This is a genomic window from Paracoccus litorisediminis, assembly GCF_009711205.1.
Lineage (GTDB): Bacteria > Pseudomonadota > Alphaproteobacteria > Rhodobacterales > Rhodobacteraceae > Paracoccus > Paracoccus litorisediminis.
The window spans coordinates 19,892-35,689 of record NZ_WMIG01000017.1; the positions used below are offsets into that span (position 1 = coordinate 19,892).

General features: G+C 61.1%; 15 protein-coding genes and 2 pseudogenes. 9 read left to right on the top strand and 8 right to left on the bottom strand.

The features are described 5' to 3' along the window. Positions 1–3 precede the first annotated feature (3 nt). From GL300_RS20150 to GL300_RS20170, 5 genes are read left to right on the top strand one after another with little or no spacing between them, the layout of a single operon-like run. Positions 4–954 (top strand): ABC transporter permease, encoded by a 951-nt coding sequence (locus tag GL300_RS20150; RefSeq protein ID WP_155041496.1) that lies wholly within the window; start codon positions 4–6, stop codon positions 952–954. Continuing rightward, positions 951–1,892: an ABC transporter permease gene (locus GL300_RS20155; protein ID WP_155041497.1), complete on the top strand. Its 942-nt coding sequence runs from the start codon at positions 951–953 to the stop codon at positions 1,890–1,892. Before GL300_RS20150 ends, GL300_RS20155 begins: the two co-directional genes overlap by 4 nt. Positions 1,893–1,928: 36 nt before the next feature. Next, positions 1,929–3,599 carry a peptide ABC transporter substrate-binding protein gene (locus tag GL300_RS20160; RefSeq protein ID WP_155041498.1) on the top strand — a complete coding sequence of 557 codons (1,671 nt, stop codon included), beginning with the start codon at positions 1,929–1,931 and terminating at the stop codon, positions 3,597–3,599. Between the two features lie 54 nt (positions 3,600–3,653). Then, positions 3,654–4,619 (top strand): D-2-hydroxyacid dehydrogenase family protein, encoded by a 966-nt coding sequence (locus GL300_RS20165; protein WP_155041499.1) that lies wholly within the window; start codon positions 3,654–3,656, stop codon positions 4,617–4,619. Further along, on the top strand, positions 4,612–5,850 hold the full coding sequence (locus tag GL300_RS20170; protein WP_211595242.1) for an MFS transporter: 1,239 nt from the start codon (positions 4,612–4,614) through the stop codon (positions 5,848–5,850). Before GL300_RS20165 ends, GL300_RS20170 begins: the two co-directional genes overlap by 8 nt. Here the strand turns inward: GL300_RS20170 and GL300_RS20175 are convergent, their stop codons facing one another. Next, positions 5,851–6,753 (bottom strand): LysR substrate-binding domain-containing protein, encoded by a 903-nt coding sequence (locus GL300_RS20175; RefSeq protein WP_155041501.1) that lies wholly within the window; start codon positions 6,751–6,753, stop codon positions 5,851–5,853. Between the two features lie 119 nt (positions 6,754–6,872). On the opposite strand from GL300_RS20175, the gene GL300_RS20180 reads away from it, so the two are divergent. The 4 genes from GL300_RS20180 to GL300_RS20195 are packed head-to-tail and all read left to right on the top strand — an operon-like array spanning position 6,873 to position 9,738. After that, positions 6,873–7,064 (top strand): rubredoxin, encoded by a 192-nt coding sequence (locus GL300_RS20180; protein ID WP_155041502.1) that lies wholly within the window; start codon positions 6,873–6,875, stop codon positions 7,062–7,064. Continuing rightward, positions 7,061–8,224, top strand: a complete 1,164-nt coding sequence (locus GL300_RS20185; RefSeq protein WP_170297747.1) for an NAD(P)/FAD-dependent oxidoreductase — start codon at positions 7,061–7,063, stop codon at positions 8,222–8,224. The genes GL300_RS20180 and GL300_RS20185 overlap by 4 nt, the downstream gene beginning before the upstream one ends. Before the next feature lie 27 nt (positions 8,225–8,251). After that, entirely contained in the window at positions 8,252–9,010 is a 759-nt protein-coding gene (locus GL300_RS20190) for a hypothetical protein (RefSeq protein ID WP_155041504.1), read from the top strand. Continuing rightward, a complete protein-coding gene (locus GL300_RS20195; RefSeq protein ID WP_246195274.1) occupies positions 9,010–9,738 on the top strand; it encodes a transporter substrate-binding domain-containing protein in 729 nt (242 codons plus the stop codon). The genes GL300_RS20190 and GL300_RS20195 overlap by 1 nt, the downstream gene beginning before the upstream one ends. 143 nt (positions 9,739–9,881) lie before the next feature. Here GL300_RS20195 and GL300_RS27495 read toward each other — a convergent pair. From GL300_RS27495 to GL300_RS26820, 7 genes and pseudogenes are all read right to left on the bottom strand, one after another. After that, positions 9,882–10,067, bottom strand: a pseudogene (locus tag GL300_RS27495) (thiamine pyrophosphate-dependent enzyme); the annotation flags it as partial. Between the two features lie 85 nt (positions 10,068–10,152). Further along, positions 10,153–10,545 (bottom strand): hypothetical protein, encoded by a 393-nt coding sequence (locus GL300_RS20205; RefSeq protein WP_155041506.1) that lies wholly within the window; start codon positions 10,543–10,545, stop codon positions 10,153–10,155. Positions 10,546–11,523: 978 nt separating this feature from the next. After that, positions 11,524–12,207 carry an ABC transporter permease gene (locus tag GL300_RS20210; protein WP_155041507.1) on the bottom strand — a complete coding sequence of 228 codons (684 nt, stop codon included), beginning with the start codon at positions 12,205–12,207 and terminating at the stop codon, positions 11,524–11,526. A 1-nt stretch (position 12,208) separates the two neighbouring features. Next, positions 12,209–12,916 (bottom strand): ABC transporter permease, encoded by a 708-nt coding sequence (locus GL300_RS20215; RefSeq protein WP_155041508.1) that lies wholly within the window; start codon positions 12,914–12,916, stop codon positions 12,209–12,211. 64 nt (positions 12,917–12,980) lie between these two features. Next, positions 12,981–13,781: a transporter substrate-binding domain-containing protein gene (locus GL300_RS20220; RefSeq protein ID WP_155041509.1), complete on the bottom strand. Its 801-nt coding sequence runs from the start codon at positions 13,779–13,781 to the stop codon at positions 12,981–12,983. A gap of 75 nt (positions 13,782–13,856) precedes the next feature. Beyond that, positions 13,857–14,633 carry an ABC transporter ATP-binding protein gene (locus tag GL300_RS26815; protein WP_246195275.1) on the bottom strand — a complete coding sequence of 259 codons (777 nt, stop codon included), beginning with the start codon at positions 14,631–14,633 and terminating at the stop codon, positions 13,857–13,859. A gap of 108 nt (positions 14,634–14,741) precedes the next feature. Then, positions 14,742–15,776 (bottom strand): annotated as a pseudogene (locus GL300_RS26820) (DUF2817 domain-containing protein); the annotation flags it as partial. Positions 15,777–15,798: the final 22 nt, after the last annotated feature.

Sequence of the window (15,798 nt, forward strand, 5' to 3'; positions counted from 1 at the left end):
CGGATGTTACGCTATACCTTGTCCCGCTTGTCGCAGGCCATCTTGGTGACCTTCGTGATGTCCTTTCTGCTGTTCATGCTGATCGGGCTGATGCCGGGCGATCCGCTTGAAAACATGCTTGAAGGCAACCCGTCGCTGACACCGGAACTGATGGCGCAGATGCGCGAACTTTACGGGTTGGATCAGTCGGTCTTTGCCCGCTACTGGAACTGGCTCATGGCCGCACTGAGTGGCGACCTAGGTTACTCCAGCCTGTATTTCCGCCCGGTGACCGATGTCCTTTTCCCGGCAATGCTGCAGACCGTCAAACTGATGGGCCTGACGCTGCTGGTTTCGGTCCCGTTGGCGTTGCTGTTGGGATCGCTTGCTGCCCGCAAACCCAACGGGCTGATCGACTCGGTCGTGGGCGTGTTTTCCTTTGCCTCGATCTCGTTGCCGAACTTCTGGGTCTCGCTGCTGCTAATCATCCTTTTCTCGGTCAAGCTGGGATGGCTGCCGGCGTCGGGGACGCCGCTATCGGCCGCGCCGTCTGCCTTGGAACAAATGCGCCACATGGTTCTGCCGGTGGCAGTTCTTGCCATGTTTCATGTCGGACCGCTGGTGCGATATGTCCGGGCCTCGATGATCGAAACGCTTTCGGCGGATTTTGTCCGGACCGCCCGCGCTAAGGGGCTGGGCGAAGGCAGCGTGATGGTCCGCCACGCGCTTCGAAATGCGCTCATCCCGATGGTGACGGTGCTTGCACTCTCTTTCGGCTCGCTGTTCTCGGGTGCGCTCGTGGTCGAGACGATCTTTGGCATGCTCGGGATGGGAAAGATGATCTACGACGCCATCGGCAATATCGATTTCAACCTCGCCCTTGTCGGCTTGCTGCTTGCCACGATCGTGACGCTGCTGGCCAACCTGCTTGCCGACCTTGCATACGCCCTGCTTGACCCGAGGATCACGCTATGACCGATGTGACCGTCGCGGCTTTGCCCGCCCCCCGTTCAATCTGGTCGCTCCGCTTCGAGAAGTTCCGCGGCCATCGACTGGCGATGTATTCGCTAGTTTTTCTGGCAGTGTTGACCGCGATCTGCCTGATGGCTTGGCCGCTGAGCCAGTATCTGGGGATCGATCCCAACAAGACCAACCTGCTTGCGCGGTTCAAGGCGCCTAACGCACAGCACTGGCTTGGCACCGACGATCTTGGTCGCGATGTGCTGATCCGCCTGATGTATGGGGGGCAGGTTTCAATCGCGGTCGGGTTGCTGGCCACCTTTCTGATGACTGTCCTTGGGGTCGCGGTCGGGGTGACCGCGGGCTTTCTGGGCGGACGCACCGATGCGGTCCTGATGCGGCTCACCGATTGCATGATCGCGCTGCCGCTGATCCCCCTGCTGATTGTCCTGGGGGCCGTCGATCTGACCAAACTGGGTCTCAGCGCCGCTTCCGCCGGTTCACCCCTGTTCATCTTCCTGCGCATCGTCATCATCATTGCACTGGTCGATTGGACGACCATGGCCCGAATTGCGCGGGCGGGGGCCATTCAGGTGCGCGATCGGGATTACGTCCGGGCCGCCACCGTGGCCGGGGCCAAGCGGCGATACAATGTTCTGGTGCATGTGCTGCCGAACATTTCGACCCCGCTGATTGTCGCGGCAACCCTGACGGTCGGGCGCGTAATCCTGCTGGAGTCGACACTCAGTTTCCTTGGGTTCGGCATCGTCCCGCCGACTCCGACCTGGGGGAACATGCTGACCAATGCGCAGCAGCTGATCATCTCGGCACCGCATCTTGCAGTTTATCCGGGCCTGCTGATCTTCGCGACGGTCATGGCCGTGAATTTCGTCGGCGATGGCGTACGCTATGCCTTTGATCCGCGGGCCGAAAACGAGGGCCGGTCGCACTGACCGGAGAATAATGACGCTCATGGGAGGAGAGAGCGAATGAAGATGAAAAAGGCCCTTGCCGGCGCCCTGCTGGCAGCGACCGTGCTTGCCTCGGGAGGCGTTCAGGCCCAGCCAGACAAGAGCACGCTTGTGGTTGGCCAACTGCAGTTCCTGACCAACTTCCACCCGCTGATTCAGGTCAACAATACCAAGCGGCTGGTGGTGAATTATGGCCTGCGGCCGATCACCGCCTATGATGAGAATGTGGTCAATCAATGCGTGCTTTGCGACCAGGTCCCGTCGCTGCAAAATGGCCTTGCCGAAGTGGTCGACAATCCCGACGGCACGAAAGGCATGCGCGTCAGGTTCACCCTGAAACAGGGGCTGAGCTGGGGCGATGGCACGCCGGTGACAACCAAGGATGTGGTGTTCACCCACAAGATGGGCTCGGACGAGAAGATCGGCTTCTCGAACTACAATCCATGGAGCCGCGCCAGTTCGGTCGAGGTCGTCGATGACCGCACCTTCGTGCTGGTCCTGCCGGAGGTGGTTTCCAGCTTTGCGTCATGGGATCAGATTCTTCCTGTCCATCTGGAGGAACCGATCTATGCCGCCAATCCCGATGCTGAAAGCTACACCAAGCAATCGCTCTACAACACCAAGCCGACAACGCCCGGCCTGTGGAACGGCTCGTTCATGCTCACCGATTACCAGATCGGAACGCGACTGATCTGGGAGCCTAACCCGCATTGGCCAGGGGCAAAACCGGGCCTGAGCCGCGTGGTTCTCAGCTATCGCGACAACTCCTCTGCACTGATGCAGAATCTTTTGTCGGGTGAGATTGATGCGGTTCCGGTCAGCCCCGGCGGCATCAGCTTCAGCCAGATGTTGGATATCCAGGGGCAGAATCCGGACAAGTTTAGCTATCATATCGCTGACGGCACCAACCTCGAACGCATCGCGATGAATCTGGACAACCCGATCCTCTCGGACGTCAAGGTTCGTGAGGCGCTGCTGCTGTCCATCGACCGCAACGCCATCACCGAGGCCCTTTTCCAGGGCAAGCAGATGGTGGCAAATGGCCTGCTTTCGAACACCAGCCCATATTACAACAACGGGATGGAGACCTATTCCTACGATCTGGAAAAGGCCAAGGCGCTGCTGTCCGAGGCGGGCTGGACGCCGGGTGCGGATGGTATCTGCGTCAATGGGAAGGGCGACAGGCTGACGCTGGAACTGGCGACCACAGCAGGCAATCAGACGCGCGAGCAGATCGCGCAGGTGATCCAGAGCCAGCTTTCGGAAGCCTGCGTCGAGATATCCACGAAATTCGTGCCGCTACAGGAATACAATGGCGAACTCGCGCGCAAGCGCCAGTTCACTGGGCTGATCATGTCCTCGATCGATTTTTCGCCCTCGACCTCGCCGCGGATCGCGCTTGGGTCCAACCGGGTTCCGAATTCCGAGAACAAGTTCACGGGCAACAACTTCTCGGGCTATAAAAGCGAGGCGATGGATGCCGCACTCGACAAGTTTGATACGGCACTGAGCGCGGATGAGACCAAGGCGGCGTGGACCGAGATCCAATCGACCTTCGCGCAAGATCTGCCGATGCTGCCCTTGTACTTCTATGCCAGGGCCTATGTCTCGGTACCGGATTTGACCGACTTCCGACAGTCGACCTATGACCCGCTGCAGAACTTTGCCGAGGAATGGCACCGCCATTGACGGTGTCCCGGCGGTGGTCCGCTCGGCCCGCCGCCCCTCCGGAGAAAGCATCAAATGAAAATTGCCGTACTGGACGATTACCTCGGCCTGTCGCAGCAGGTCGCGGATTGGCGAGCCTTGGCCAATCGTGCCGAAATCCGTGTGATCGACCGACCGCTGCCGACCGCTTCCGCAGCCGCCGAGGCGCTGGCAGAGTTCGATATCATCTGTACCCTACGCGAGCGGACGCCATTTCCGGCAGAGTTGATCAGGGCACTGCCAAAGCTGCGTTATCTATGTGTAACCGGCAAGCGCTACGACACGGTCGATATTGCGGCAGCCGCCGAACAGCAGATTACAGTGTCGAACACCCCGGTGACGGGTGCCGGATCGGGCGCGGTGGTTGAGCTGACCTGGGGTCTGATCCTTGCGCTTGCCCGCAATATCGCGGTCGAGGATCGATTGATGCGAGAGGGCGGTTGGCAGCATTTTGCGGGCACGACATTGCGGGGCAAGACACTGGGTGTTCTTGGCCTTGGTGCATTGGGAAGCGGGGTGGCACGGATCGGTGCAGCCTTCGGCATGGAGACGATTGCCTGGAGTCCCAATCTGACATCTGATCGGGCCGTGGCGGCGGGTGTCGGACTGGTCAGCAAAACCGAACTGTTCGAAAAATCCGATATCCTCAGCCTGCATCTGGCGCTGGCACCATCGACCGCGGGAATTGTCGGGGCAGGGGATCTGGCACTGATGAAACCGTCGGCCTATCTGGTCAACACCGCGCGTGCAGGACTGCTGGACGAGGGTGCCTTGATCAACGCGCTGCGCGAGCGCCGGATCGCCGGGGCGGGACTTGATGTCTTTTCCACTGAGCCTCTGCCCGCGGATCATGAGATCCGGCAGCTTCCGAATGTCGTCCTGACCCCGCATCTGGGCTACTTCACCCATGAGATGCTGGCCAGCTATTATCGCGATGCGATCGAGAACATCGGCGCCTTCCTCGACGGGAGACCAATCCGCGTGGTGTCGGGGAATGCGTGACGGCAACCCGCCGGAACGCCGTGCTGCCACTGTCTTTCGGCTGCTGACCCAAGGCCAGTTCGCCCTGTTTTTCACCTTCAACGGGCTTTCGCTGATCGGCTCGTGGATGCAGCGGATTGCCAGCGCTTGGCTGATCTGGGAATGGACGGGATCTGCCTTCTGGGTCGGTGTGCTGGCCGCTTGCGATCTGCTCCCAGTTGTCCTGACCGGCCCCTTTGCCGGCGTGGCTGCGGATCGCTGGGATCGCCTGTGGCAGAACCGCATCGCGCAAATCGCATCAGCAATTCTTGCGCTGATCAATGCGGTCCTGCTGATGGCCGGTATGCTCGGACTTTTCGGGCTGCTCACTCTTATCGCGCTGCAAGGCACATTGATCGCAATGGTTCAGCCTGCGCGGCTTGCGATGGTGCCCCAACTGGTCGCGCGCGAAGACATGCCGACAGCCGTGGCACTTGCTTCGGTCAACGTGAACCTGGCCCGGCTGATCGGACCCGCAGTCGCGGGTGCGATGATCCTTCGCTTTCCCATTGAATGGATATTCATCGCGAATTTTGTCGTCACGGCGCTGTTCGTCGTGGCGCTTGGACGAATACGTCTTGCGCCACGTGCGGAGTCCGCAGGGCAAGGTGGAATCTGGCAACAGATGGCAGAAGGGTTTTCCTATGTCGCGCGTATGCCGACTGTCCGGCTGATCATGCTGTTCATGCTGGTCGGTGGCATGATGGTGCGCGCCATTCAGGAACTGACGCCCGCGCTCGCGGCCCAGACTTTTGCCGTTTCGGCAACCGGACTTGCGGTTCTGTCGTCAGCAACGGCGGCAGGGGCGGTCATATCCGGTCTGACCATGGCGCGGACTGGGGCGAGGCGGCTTTTTCTGGGCGTAATCGGGTTCTGGACGGTCGGCGCAATATCGGCCTTGGTGCTTGCGTGGACGCGTCATCCTCTGGTCGCAAGTTTGGCGGCGGCGGTTCTTGGATTTTCGGTGTCGCGCAGCCTGATCTCGACCCAGACATTCGTTCAGCTTGAAACCCCGGACGAATTGCGGGGGCGTGCGCTTAGCACACATGGCCTGATCGCCCGGGCAAGCCCTGCGCTTGGAGCGCTTATCATCGGCTATCTTGCCGATCGTTTTGGCCTGGCCGTCGGCGTCACCGCGGCGTCGATCACCATGCTGGTCTTTGCCGCGATCCTCTTTCCTTATGCGAGGTCAGTGGCCGACCGGACCCTGTGATCACTTCAGCAGCTTCAGGGAAAGGTCTTTCAGGATCCTGAAGGCGGCTTCGTGCAGCCGGTTATTCAGTCGGCGGGACCGCTGCACAAGCTGCACCTTCAACGCAAGTTCCGGCTCGACGATGCGCCGGACGCGCAGGCTTCGGGCGGGCCCGATCATTCGACGCGAGCGCAGCGACGCAACGGTGACACCGATCTGGTCATGGACCATGTCGAAGGTCGCGTCGAGCGAGTCGAGTTCGCTGGCAACCTGCAGCTTGTAGCCGGAGCGGGCGAACTCATTCTCGAGTATCTCGCGAATTCGGTTGGGGCGGCTCGTGATGATCAGGGGCATTTCCGCCAGATCGGAAAGGGTAATGGTCGGCCCATCAATCTCGGTTTCGCCTTTGGGCATCGGCTCGAAAAGGTGCAGCCGTTCCTCGACAAGGTCGGTAATTTCCAGCATCGGACTATTCGGGGCGTCGAACATCACGGCCATGTCCAGCCTCCCCGACAGGATCCATTCCTGCACCTGGGTCGAGCGACCGTTGAGGATATGAACCTTGGCATCGGGTAGCTCGGCGCGGAGGCGACGGATCAGGGCCGAGCTGATCGCATTCGACAACGAATTCGGCATCCCGATCGCCACCGAGCCCGTGCGACCCAGACGGGCGTTCTCCATATCCTCATGGGTGCGGTTGAACAGGTCGAGAATGGAATGCGCGTGTCCCAGAAGTCTTTCGCCCGCTTCCGTCGGCGTGACGCCGCGGCCGTTTCGGATCAGAAGCCGTTCCTTGAGTTCGGTCTCGAGGCTGGCGATCTGGCGGCTGAGCGCGGGCTGGGCAATATGCAGGTAGGCTGCGGCGCGGCTGAAGCTGCCAAGTTCCACGACCCGGACGAAATAGGACAGCTGCCGGATATCCATGTGTTCTTCCCATATTTCCATGCCGAAACAGTATAGCTGATAATCAGTTAGCACGAATAGTCATCGGTCGGTCAATATTTTAGGGTCAGTTGTGACGCGATTTGCTGTGGAGTGGGAAAATGACGGAACCGGTAGGAGGGCCTTGGCGCGTCTGGGAATGCATCCTTTGCGGCTGGATATATGACGAGGCCGAGGGTGATCCGGATGGTGGTGTCGCACCCGGAACCCGCTGGGAGGAGATTCCGGCGGATTGGCTCTGCCCGGAATGCGGCGCGAAAAAGGCCGATTTCGACATGAGGCTTGTGGCATGAGTGCTGGGCTGATCATCGTCGGCGCATCCCATGCCGGGGTTACTGTCGCGGCAGAGTTGCGGGCCGCTGGTTTTCAACCCGCGATCACCTTGGTTTCCGACGAGACCTCCGAGCCCTATCACCGCCCGCATCTCAGCAAGGAATGCCTCGCGACCGATGCGGAACCGGGCATGCTGAAACCGACGACCTTCTATGAGGAGAAGGGGATCGAGCGTCTCAATGCAAGGGTCGATGCGATTGATCCAGACGGGCGCAGGATCGTGACGAGCGACGGAAAATCATTCGAATACGCAACCCTCATTCTTGCAACGGGTGCCAAGCCCAGAGGGCTGCCCGCTGGGCTTCCGGGGGCAGAACTGGCGCTGACATTGCGTGACCGGGCTGATCTGGGCGTATTGCGCGCGCGATTGGCGACGTCACGGCAACTTGCCATTATTGGCGGCGGCTTGATTGGACTGGAAATCGCGGCTGCCGCACGGTCCAAGGGGATGTCGGTTGACGTGGTTGAATGCGCAGACCGTCTCATGTCGCGCTGTATCTCGCCGGAACTGGCGAACCTTGTCAGAGAGCGCCACGTCGCTGCAGGCATCACCTTCCATATGTCCAGCAATGTCAAAGCCGTGACGTCGCAAGGCATTGAATTGACTGACGGTGTTTTCATTCCTGCCGATCTGGTCATCGCATCGGTCGGCAGTCAGCCACGCACCGAACTGGCCGCCCGTGCCGGGCTGACCTGTGACGATGGCATCCTTGTCGGCGTCGACGGATCCAGCTCGGTTACCGGGATATTTGCTTTGGGTGATTGTGCCCGTTGGCCCGATCCGGGCCTGACCCGAGGAATAAGGCATGAGAGTATCGCTGCAACTCTTTGGCAAGCCAAGGCGGTTGCAGCGGCACTGACCGGCCGCCCGCTGCCAGCATCCACGCCACTGCGTCTTTGGTCGCAACAGGGCGCTATGCGGATCCAGATGGCAGGCCCGATCGAAGCGGCAACCCACGGCCACATCACTGCGGCTGAGGGCGGTCATATCCTTTATGGCTTCTCGACGGGTCGGCTGTCTTCGGTACAGGCGATGGACGCCCCGAGGGCCTTCAATACGGCAGTTGCCCGGATCGGAAGTTGCGAAGCCGATTTTCGGGCCGAAGCTGCCACATCCTGAACAAATTGCGACTCCTGGGAGGATAACATGGTCGACACCGTCTCATATGCGATGAAGGAACCCGACCGCTTTAAGCGCGGCAATGGCTGGAAGGTCAATCTGTTCGGCAAGAACTCGGATGTGCCCAAGGCCGATCTGCAGGCCTTCCGGATCGATATGAATGCGGGACAGGTACTGGATTCGCATTTCCACATCGTTGACCAGTTCCAGATCTTCATTGCCGGCTCGGGTACGATCGGAAGGGACAGCACGGACATCGTGACCGCCCACTATGCCGATCACCACACAGGTTATGGCCCCTTGGTGGCGGGTCCGCAGGGCATGTCCTATCTGACGCTTCGGTCGAAAACGGATGCCGGACTCGTCAAGTTGTCCACACCGAATGTGCGCGAACAGCTCAAGCCGACGAAGCGGCGGCATGGTGTGTCATCACCCGTGACGCTCTCAATCCCCCCGGTGATGCAGCATCGCGCCGCCCCGGAAATCGAAACGGTGATGGAGGAGCGGCCAGACAGTGACGGCATGACCGTCAAGGTCTACCGGCTTGGTGCCTCGCAGGAAATCTCGGCGCCGGAGACGGCTGGAACGGGCGGTTACTACATCATCGTCATGAACGGTGCGCTGATCCACGACGGTGAGACGCTCAAGCCCTGGTCGCTGCTTTTCGTACGTCATGACGAGCCCGCCCCGGTGCTGCGCGCCGATATCGAGGGTGCCGAGGTCATGGTGGCAGTGTTTCCGTTGCAGGATGATTGGATGCGTCAAGTCGGCGAGGAAGCGGCGTGATGCATCCTGTGGCGACGTTTCGGGATTATGCACCCGGTGGAAGGCTGCGCGTCGCGATCAATCATGGCAATGTCATTCTTGCGGGTCGTGACGCTGCGGGCGCACCGAAAGGGATCAGCGTCGATCTGGCCCGCGCGCTTGCCGCGGAACTGGGCTGTGAGGCTGAGTTCGTCGAATTCGACCGGGCAGTAGATGTCTCGTCCCGCGCCGAGGCGGATGTCTGGGATCTGTGTTTTCTGGCGGTTGATCAGACCCGTGCGCAGGTCATTGGCTTTTCCCAGCCCTATATCCGTATCGAGGGCAATTATATCGTCGCCGAGGCTTCAGGCGCGACAACCCCGGAGGATGTCGTAGGCCTAGACCTGCAGATAGGGATCGTGGAGGGCAGCGCTTATGCGCTGCATCTTGCGCGCGTGCCCGGGGCTGCCCGTCTTGTGAGTTTTGCCAATATCGCCGAGGCAAGGGCGGCGCTCGCAGGCGGTAATATAGATGGCCTTGCCGGGATCAGGCGGGCCATGGAGGGGATTGCGGCCGCGCTTCCCGGAATGCATGTGGTTGACAAACCCTTCATGGAGATCCGCCAAGCCATGGGCGTTCCGGCAGGGCGGGACCGTGCACTTTCGCATTTGTCGGCGTTTCTTGCAGTGCGGGCGCGGGACGGAACCGTGGCGCGGATACTGGAGGCACATGGCGTCGATCGCGACTGTGCGGTCATGCCGGACATGTGAGCGTATCCAAAGGGCGGGTTCGCCCCGCCCTTTCCGGTTCAGTGGGTGAGCGAGGCGCGTGCCGCAATCGGTCACGCAGCGTGCGCGCAGCTTGTGGATCTCGGACCCATAGGCACCGTCATTCAGCGCGACGACCAGCACTTTCATGCCTGCATGGGCATGGCTTCGAGTCCCTGAACATGTAGCCGAAGGCTGCCGTCACCATCAAGCAGGACCGCTGGGACCTGTGGATTGGCGGCGGCCACGCCCATGGCGAAAGAAGTCCCGTTTTCGATGGCGCCAAACTCGCGGATGGTCGGGAAGCAGTCATGCGGGCGGCCGAAGATTTGCGTGGTGAAGAAGCTGACATGGCCGGAAGTACATCAGCAGATGCCGGTACTGCGGAATGGTGCCATCCAATGCAGCAATGGCAGTTCACGGGCTGTGAACTCCATTCGCTCTCTCTGGCGTCTGGTCAAAGACGGGGCCGCGCAGTCGTTCGGCAAGCTCGTCCGAACGCCAATCTGCAGGACGAGTTCGAGCCGCCTCTGCAAACGCCTGCAGGGTCCGCGCAGCATCTGCACGGATGGTCATCTCCGCCGCTACTCGTCCTTGGCGAAGCGTGGCGGGTGCATTGTCTATCCGGAGCGTCTTGGCATTGGAGCAAAGCTTACCGCCCATTGACGTATGATGGGCCATCAAGGCTCCGGCGGCGATCAACAGATCGACCTCGCACAACGCCGCAGCGCCTGAAGCCGTCGCCAGCCCCCCGGTAATGCCGATGGAGTACGGATCGTCGCGTGGGAAGCGTGATTGCCAGCAAGCCATCGGCCTTTCCGGCCAGCATGCGTGCAACCATAACCGCCGCAGCAGAGGTTGCACCCAAGCCGCCAAGGACCACGATCCGCCTTACCGCAGCGATCTGTTCAAGCGCCATCGCAAGATCGTCGGGATGTGGGGCGCTGGCGCTGATGCGTGCCATGATCCCGGATGCTGGGACGGATGGGCACCAAGCGCAGCGAAGGCCAAGCGTTCATCGTAGATTGCAACTTGCTCAGACAGCCTGTCCAGGAGGGTGCGTTTCTCTTTGTCTGCGGCGCGTGTGGTTTCGATCTGCGTTTCGAGCAAGGACGGCTAGGAACGCAAACGGGCTGCCTCTGCCTCGGCGGAAAGGATCGCTTCGAGCCGCATGCGGAACCCGGTGTTCTCGTCGGTTAAGCGCTTGATCTCGGCATCGAAGTTAGCGGGTTTTTTCGGGACACGCGCCAAAGGATGAAGAAAACCCGGCTCGTTAACGTCGGCGCGAGTATCATCCCGGCACCAGCTTTCATCGATTAATCACTTCACAGTTTCCCCAGTCCAAGTGCCCCTGCCGATTGCTGTGGGACAAGAATTTTTGCGTTGGCAGATGGCTGAATTGAGCGGCCGTGCTCACCATGGCGCATACCCGACTGGCGGTTTCGGGAATGCCGCCGTGCAGCATGAACCGAGAGCGAGCGGCGGGTTTGGGCCGTCCAAGTTGTAGGGCAAACGGGACCTGCTTGACGTTACCGATCAGTCTGGCGCCTCCGTTCGGAATCCAGACGCATCATTCGGGAAAGTCAGAACTGCCGCCGGTATGCGGATGGTGGTAAGCTGGCCGGGATCCGGAAGTGATGGCGCAATGCACACGTCGGACCGAATTCGACGGCTATCGCAAACGGAAAATGCCGACATGAGCTGATTAGCGAGACAGCGCCGGTCGAGTTAAATAATCGCCCTTTCCAAAAACCACGAGACATCCGCACGTATGGATCGGGAATGACTTCACCTTCCCGGACTTGTCAGCCGGTTCTCTATCCGGCGGATGGCGAAGATCAGAGCGGCATTGATCAGCAGGTAGAAGATACCGGCGATGGTAAAAACCTCGAAAATGGCATAGGTCTGGCTCATCAACCGCTTGGCGTAACCGGTGATTTCCAAAACCGTGATCGTCGAGGCGAGGCTGGTGCCCTTGATAACCAATACCATCTCGTTGCCATAGGCGGGCAAGGCCTGCCGGATTGCCAGCGGAAATTCGATCCGGCGAAAGCGCAGGGCACGCGACATGCCCGCGGCCTTTGCCGCCTCGATCAGGCCGACCGGGACCGACATCAGACCGCCGCGCAGGATCTCTGAGGTATAGGCGGCCGTGTTCAGCGCCAGCGCCATGATCGCGCAATGCATGCCGCCGCCGATCACCCACCACAGGATGGGATTTTCGCGGACGAAATCGAACTGCCCCAAGCCGTAATAGAACAGGAACAACTGTACCAGAAGCGGCGTGCCCCGGAATACGGCGCTGTAATATTCGGCAAAGCCCGATAGCAGGCGATTGCCGGAGATGCGCATGACGGCCAGTCCCAGCCCCAGACAAAAGCCAAGTGCCAGCGAGACCGAGGCTAGCGTCAGTGTCGTTCCGACCCCCTTGCCGATTGTGGTGACGGCGCGGTGCAGCAGATCCCAATCCATCTCAGGTCCTTCCCTTCAGAACCAAAGCGCGCTCGGCGCGCTTGAAACCGGATTGGCTGACAAAGGTGATGGCAAGATAGACCACTCCGGCGACAAGATAGAAGATGAAGGGATTGCGGGTCGAACCGGCGCCGACAAAAGCGGTGCGCATCAGTTCCTGCAGACCGACGACCGAAATCAGCGCGGTGTCCTTCATCGTCGCCTGCCAGACGTTGTTGACCCCTGGCGCAGCGATGCGCAGCATCTGCGGCAGGATAATGCGGCGAAAGATCCGCGTCCGTGGCATGCCGAGCGCGCGGGCGGCCTCGATGTGACCATTTGGGATCGCCGCAAGCGCACCGCGCACCACCTCGGTCGCATAGGAACCGGAGATCGCACCGATGGCAATGATGCCGATCAGGAACGGATAACCGGTTTCCGCCAGTCCGGCCCAGCCAAAGGCCGTGCCGATCCGGGCCACGAATTCGACCGACGAGAAGAACAGCAGATAGATGATCAGCAATTCGGGTACACCGCGCACGACCGTCGTATAGATGTCGACCAGCCAGTTCAGCGGAACCACCCGTGCCCATTTGATCAGGCCACAGGCGATCCCGATCGTCAGACCCAGCAGCATCGCGCCGATCCCGACCAGAATGGTGACCGAGGCACCGCGCAGGATCGCGCCGACCCAGCCACCTTCCCAGAGTTGCATTAGCCCGAAGTGCATTGATTCCGCCTGCCTGAATGGGTGGGGGCGGGAGGGCGATTTTTGCCCTCCCGGTCGGAAAGGCTCACTTGCAGGTCTGCGAGATGTCCATCTTGAACCATTTCTCGGATGCGGCCTTCATGCTGCCATCCGCGCCCAGATCGCACAGCGCCTGGTTGATCCTCTCCTTCAGCTCGGCCTCATCCTTGCGGATGCCGATGCCAAGGCCGGTGCCAAGCGTCGCGTCCGAGCTGGAGTCGATCACGACATCGACCAGCTGGAAATCCGCACCGTCGGGCTTGGCCAGAAAATCGTTTTGTGCCGTGACATCCGCGAACGAGGTGTCCAGCCGCCCGCTGGCCAGGTCGATCTGCATCTGGTCCAGCGTATCATAGGTCATCAGCTGAGCGTCCGGCAGGTTCTTTTCGACATAGGCGGCGTGGGTGGTCCCGGCCTGCACCCCGACGCGCATGCCGCCAAGATCCTTCTTCAGCGTGTCCAGATCCTTCGCCCCGGCAAGCTCGGAATCCTTCTTGGCGATGAAGTGGTTCGGGAATTCGCCATAGCTGCGCGAGAAGTCGATCTGCTTCTGGCGCTCATCGGTGATCGACATGCCCGAGATGATGATGTCGAAGCGCTTGGCATTCAGCGCCGGGATCAGACCGTCAAAGGCCTGCACGACGAAGCGGCATTTCAGCTGCAGTTTCGCGCAGACCGCGTTGCCGACATCGGCGTCGAAGCCGGTGACGTTGCCATTGGCATCGGCCATCGAGAAGGGCGGATACGCGCCTTCGGTGCCGATGACCAACTCGCCCTCGGCGGCATGGGCGATCGGTCCCAGACCGCAGGCAAGAATGGCAGCAAAAGACAGCAATTTCAGTTTCATTTGTGGTTCCCTTGGTTGGATGACGTCACATTCTTTTCCGTGTGATCGTGCGGTTGCCGCGCAGGACGCGCCGGGCTAGTTGCATCTGGCGAGGAACTGGCTCAGCCGTTCGGAGCGGGGATTGGTGAAGATCTGGTCCGGGCTGCCCTCTTCCTCGACGCGGCCCTGATGCAGGAACTTGATGTGATGCGAGACCTCGCGCGCGAACTGCATCTCATGCGTGACGAGGATCATGGTGTTCCCTTCGTCGGCAAGCTGGCGGATGACGCGCAGGACTTCACCGACAAGTTCGGGGTCCAGCGCCGAGGTCGGTTCGTCCAGCAGGATGACCTTGGGTCGCATGGCCAGCGTCCGGGCGATGGCGGCGCGCTGCTGCTGGCCGCCGGACAACTGGCCGGGGAACTGCGCATGCTTGTCACCAAGGCCGACTTTCCTCAGCAGCTCATGGGCGCGTTCGCTGGCCTCGGCCTTGCTTTCCTTCAGGACGTGGATCGGGGCTTCGATGATATTGTCCAGCACGGACAGATGCGGCCATAGGTTGAAGCTTTGAAAGACCATGCCGACGCGGGCGCGGATGCGTTCGACTTGCTTCTGATCGGCTGGGACCGCGCCGCCGCCCTTGCCGGGCTTCAGCCGGATTTCCTCGCCATCGATCAGGATGCGGCCGCTTTTGGGCTGCTCAAGCAGGTTGATGCAGCGCAGGAAAGTGGATTTGCCAGACCCTGACGAGCCGATCATCGAGACGACCTCGCCCGGCTGCGCGATAAGGCCGACCCCCTTCAGCACCTCCAAGGTGCCATAGCTTTTGTGAAGGTCATAGACCTCGACCGCCGGACGGCCGGATTGCGGCATGCTGGCCGCGGGCTTGGCCGCAACGGCGCGTTTCGGCGTGCTGCCGCCCTTGGCCTCAAGATCGGCCAGCGCGCGGTCGAAATAGGACAGACTGACCGCCAGCACCTGTGTCTGCCATTCCGGGTCCGCAGGAATGAAGGCGTGGCGCAGCCGGTCCTTGATCTGCTGCCCCTGCACTGAGGCGACATCGCCGTGCAGATGCAACCAGTTGTCGGCGCGAACCGCGTCATTTACCTCTTCGCCGGGCAGGGTGCCGCATTCGATCACCAGCGGCAGGACGCGCGCCTGTGGCATCCCCTTGCGCACCGCGTCCGAGACATAGCCCGTCGCGGTCGCCGCGATGCCGGTATCGGTTGTCCTGCCCGCGCCGGTCAGGACGGTGGACATAGCGGGACCGAACAGCGCCTTGCCCCAGTCCAGCCCGGCATGGGCCTCGACCGTGACCGATAGCAGTGCCGGATAGCCATAGGGACCCGCGCCAGTATGCAGGTCGAAGACGACCGCGTCATCGGCCCCCATGGCGAAATCCGCCAGAATGCTATTCAGCGTCAGGTTCGACCAGACAGCGCCTGTTCCCCCAAAGAACAGCCCGTCGGGATGGGTGTATTGGCCAGCCTCGATGGTCGATGCGAGCCCGGTATAGCCGCCCGCCTGCCGCAAGGCCTGCGAGTAGGCCTGATGCGCGCGGGCCCGGTCAGGGCCGTCCAGATCGGTGAAGGTCAGCGCCGGATGTAGCGCGGGATAACCCGGATTTTCGGGCGCTGGCCGCGACCAGTCGATGAAGTTTCGGTTCAGGTCGACATTATCCTCATTCACGCGACGCGACCATGCCGCGCCCCATGGGTTGATCAGGTGGATCATCAGGATCGCGACATTGTCGGGCAGGTGCCAGGGCGTGTGGCGGCGCATCCACGCGACCTGCGCGGCCGAGCCATAGGCGCCCTCGACCCCATGCGTGCCGGAATTGACGACAAGCAGCTTCGTCGCGTTCCGGCTGCCGATCAGGGCCACGTCGGTGGCAAGGGCTTCGCCATGCGGGCCGGGCAGGGGGTGGCGGTATTCGGTGATTTCCGCGCCCGCCGCTTTGGCGGCATCAAGGAACTCGGCGCGCATCGTCGCATAATCAAGCGGCATGAAGGCCATGGTGCGGCTCCTTCTTTGGCGG

What these genes read in the sequence shown, in the direction of transcription:
- GL300_RS20150 (WP_155041496.1), top strand. Translation starts at nt 4, where the DNA reads ATGTTACGCTATACCTTGTCCCGCTTGTCGCAGGCCATCTTGGTGACC.
- GL300_RS20155 (WP_155041497.1), top strand. Translation starts at nt 951, where the DNA reads ATGACCGATGTGACCGTCGCGGCTTTGCCCGCCCCCCGTTCAATCTGG.
- GL300_RS20160 (WP_155041498.1), top strand. Translation starts at nt 1,929, where the DNA reads ATGAAGATGAAAAAGGCCCTTGCCGGCGCCCTGCTGGCAGCGACCGTG.
- GL300_RS20165 (WP_155041499.1), top strand. Translation starts at nt 3,654, where the DNA reads ATGAAAATTGCCGTACTGGACGATTACCTCGGCCTGTCGCAGCAGGTC.
- GL300_RS20170 (WP_211595242.1), top strand. Translation starts at nt 4,612, where the DNA reads ATGCGTGACGGCAACCCGCCGGAACGCCGTGCTGCCACTGTCTTTCGG.
- GL300_RS20175 (WP_155041501.1), bottom strand. Translation starts at nt 6,753, where the DNA reads ATGGATATCCGGCAGCTGTCCTATTTCGTCCGGGTCGTGGAACTTGGC.
- GL300_RS20180 (WP_155041502.1), top strand. Translation starts at nt 6,873, where the DNA reads ATGACGGAACCGGTAGGAGGGCCTTGGCGCGTCTGGGAATGCATCCTT.
- GL300_RS20185 (WP_170297747.1), top strand. Translation starts at nt 7,061, where the DNA reads ATGAGTGCTGGGCTGATCATCGTCGGCGCATCCCATGCCGGGGTTACT.
- GL300_RS20190 (WP_155041504.1), top strand. Translation starts at nt 8,252, where the DNA reads ATGGTCGACACCGTCTCATATGCGATGAAGGAACCCGACCGCTTTAAG.
- GL300_RS20195 (WP_246195274.1), top strand. Translation starts at nt 9,010, where the DNA reads ATGCATCCTGTGGCGACGTTTCGGGATTATGCACCCGGTGGAAGGCTG.
- GL300_RS20205 (WP_155041506.1), bottom strand. Translation starts at nt 10,545, where the DNA reads ATGGCTTGCTGGCAATCACGCTTCCCACGCGACGATCCGTACTCCATC.
- GL300_RS20210 (WP_155041507.1), bottom strand. Translation starts at nt 12,207, where the DNA reads ATGGATTGGGATCTGCTGCACCGCGCCGTCACCACAATCGGCAAGGGG.
- GL300_RS20215 (WP_155041508.1), bottom strand. Translation starts at nt 12,916, where the DNA reads ATGCACTTCGGGCTAATGCAACTCTGGGAAGGTGGCTGGGTCGGCGCG.
- GL300_RS20220 (WP_155041509.1), bottom strand. Translation starts at nt 13,781, where the DNA reads ATGAAACTGAAATTGCTGTCTTTTGCTGCCATTCTTGCCTGCGGTCTG.
- GL300_RS26815 (WP_246195275.1), bottom strand. Translation starts at nt 14,633, where the DNA reads ATGCCGCAATCCGGCCGTCCGGCGGTCGAGGTCTATGACCTTCACAAA.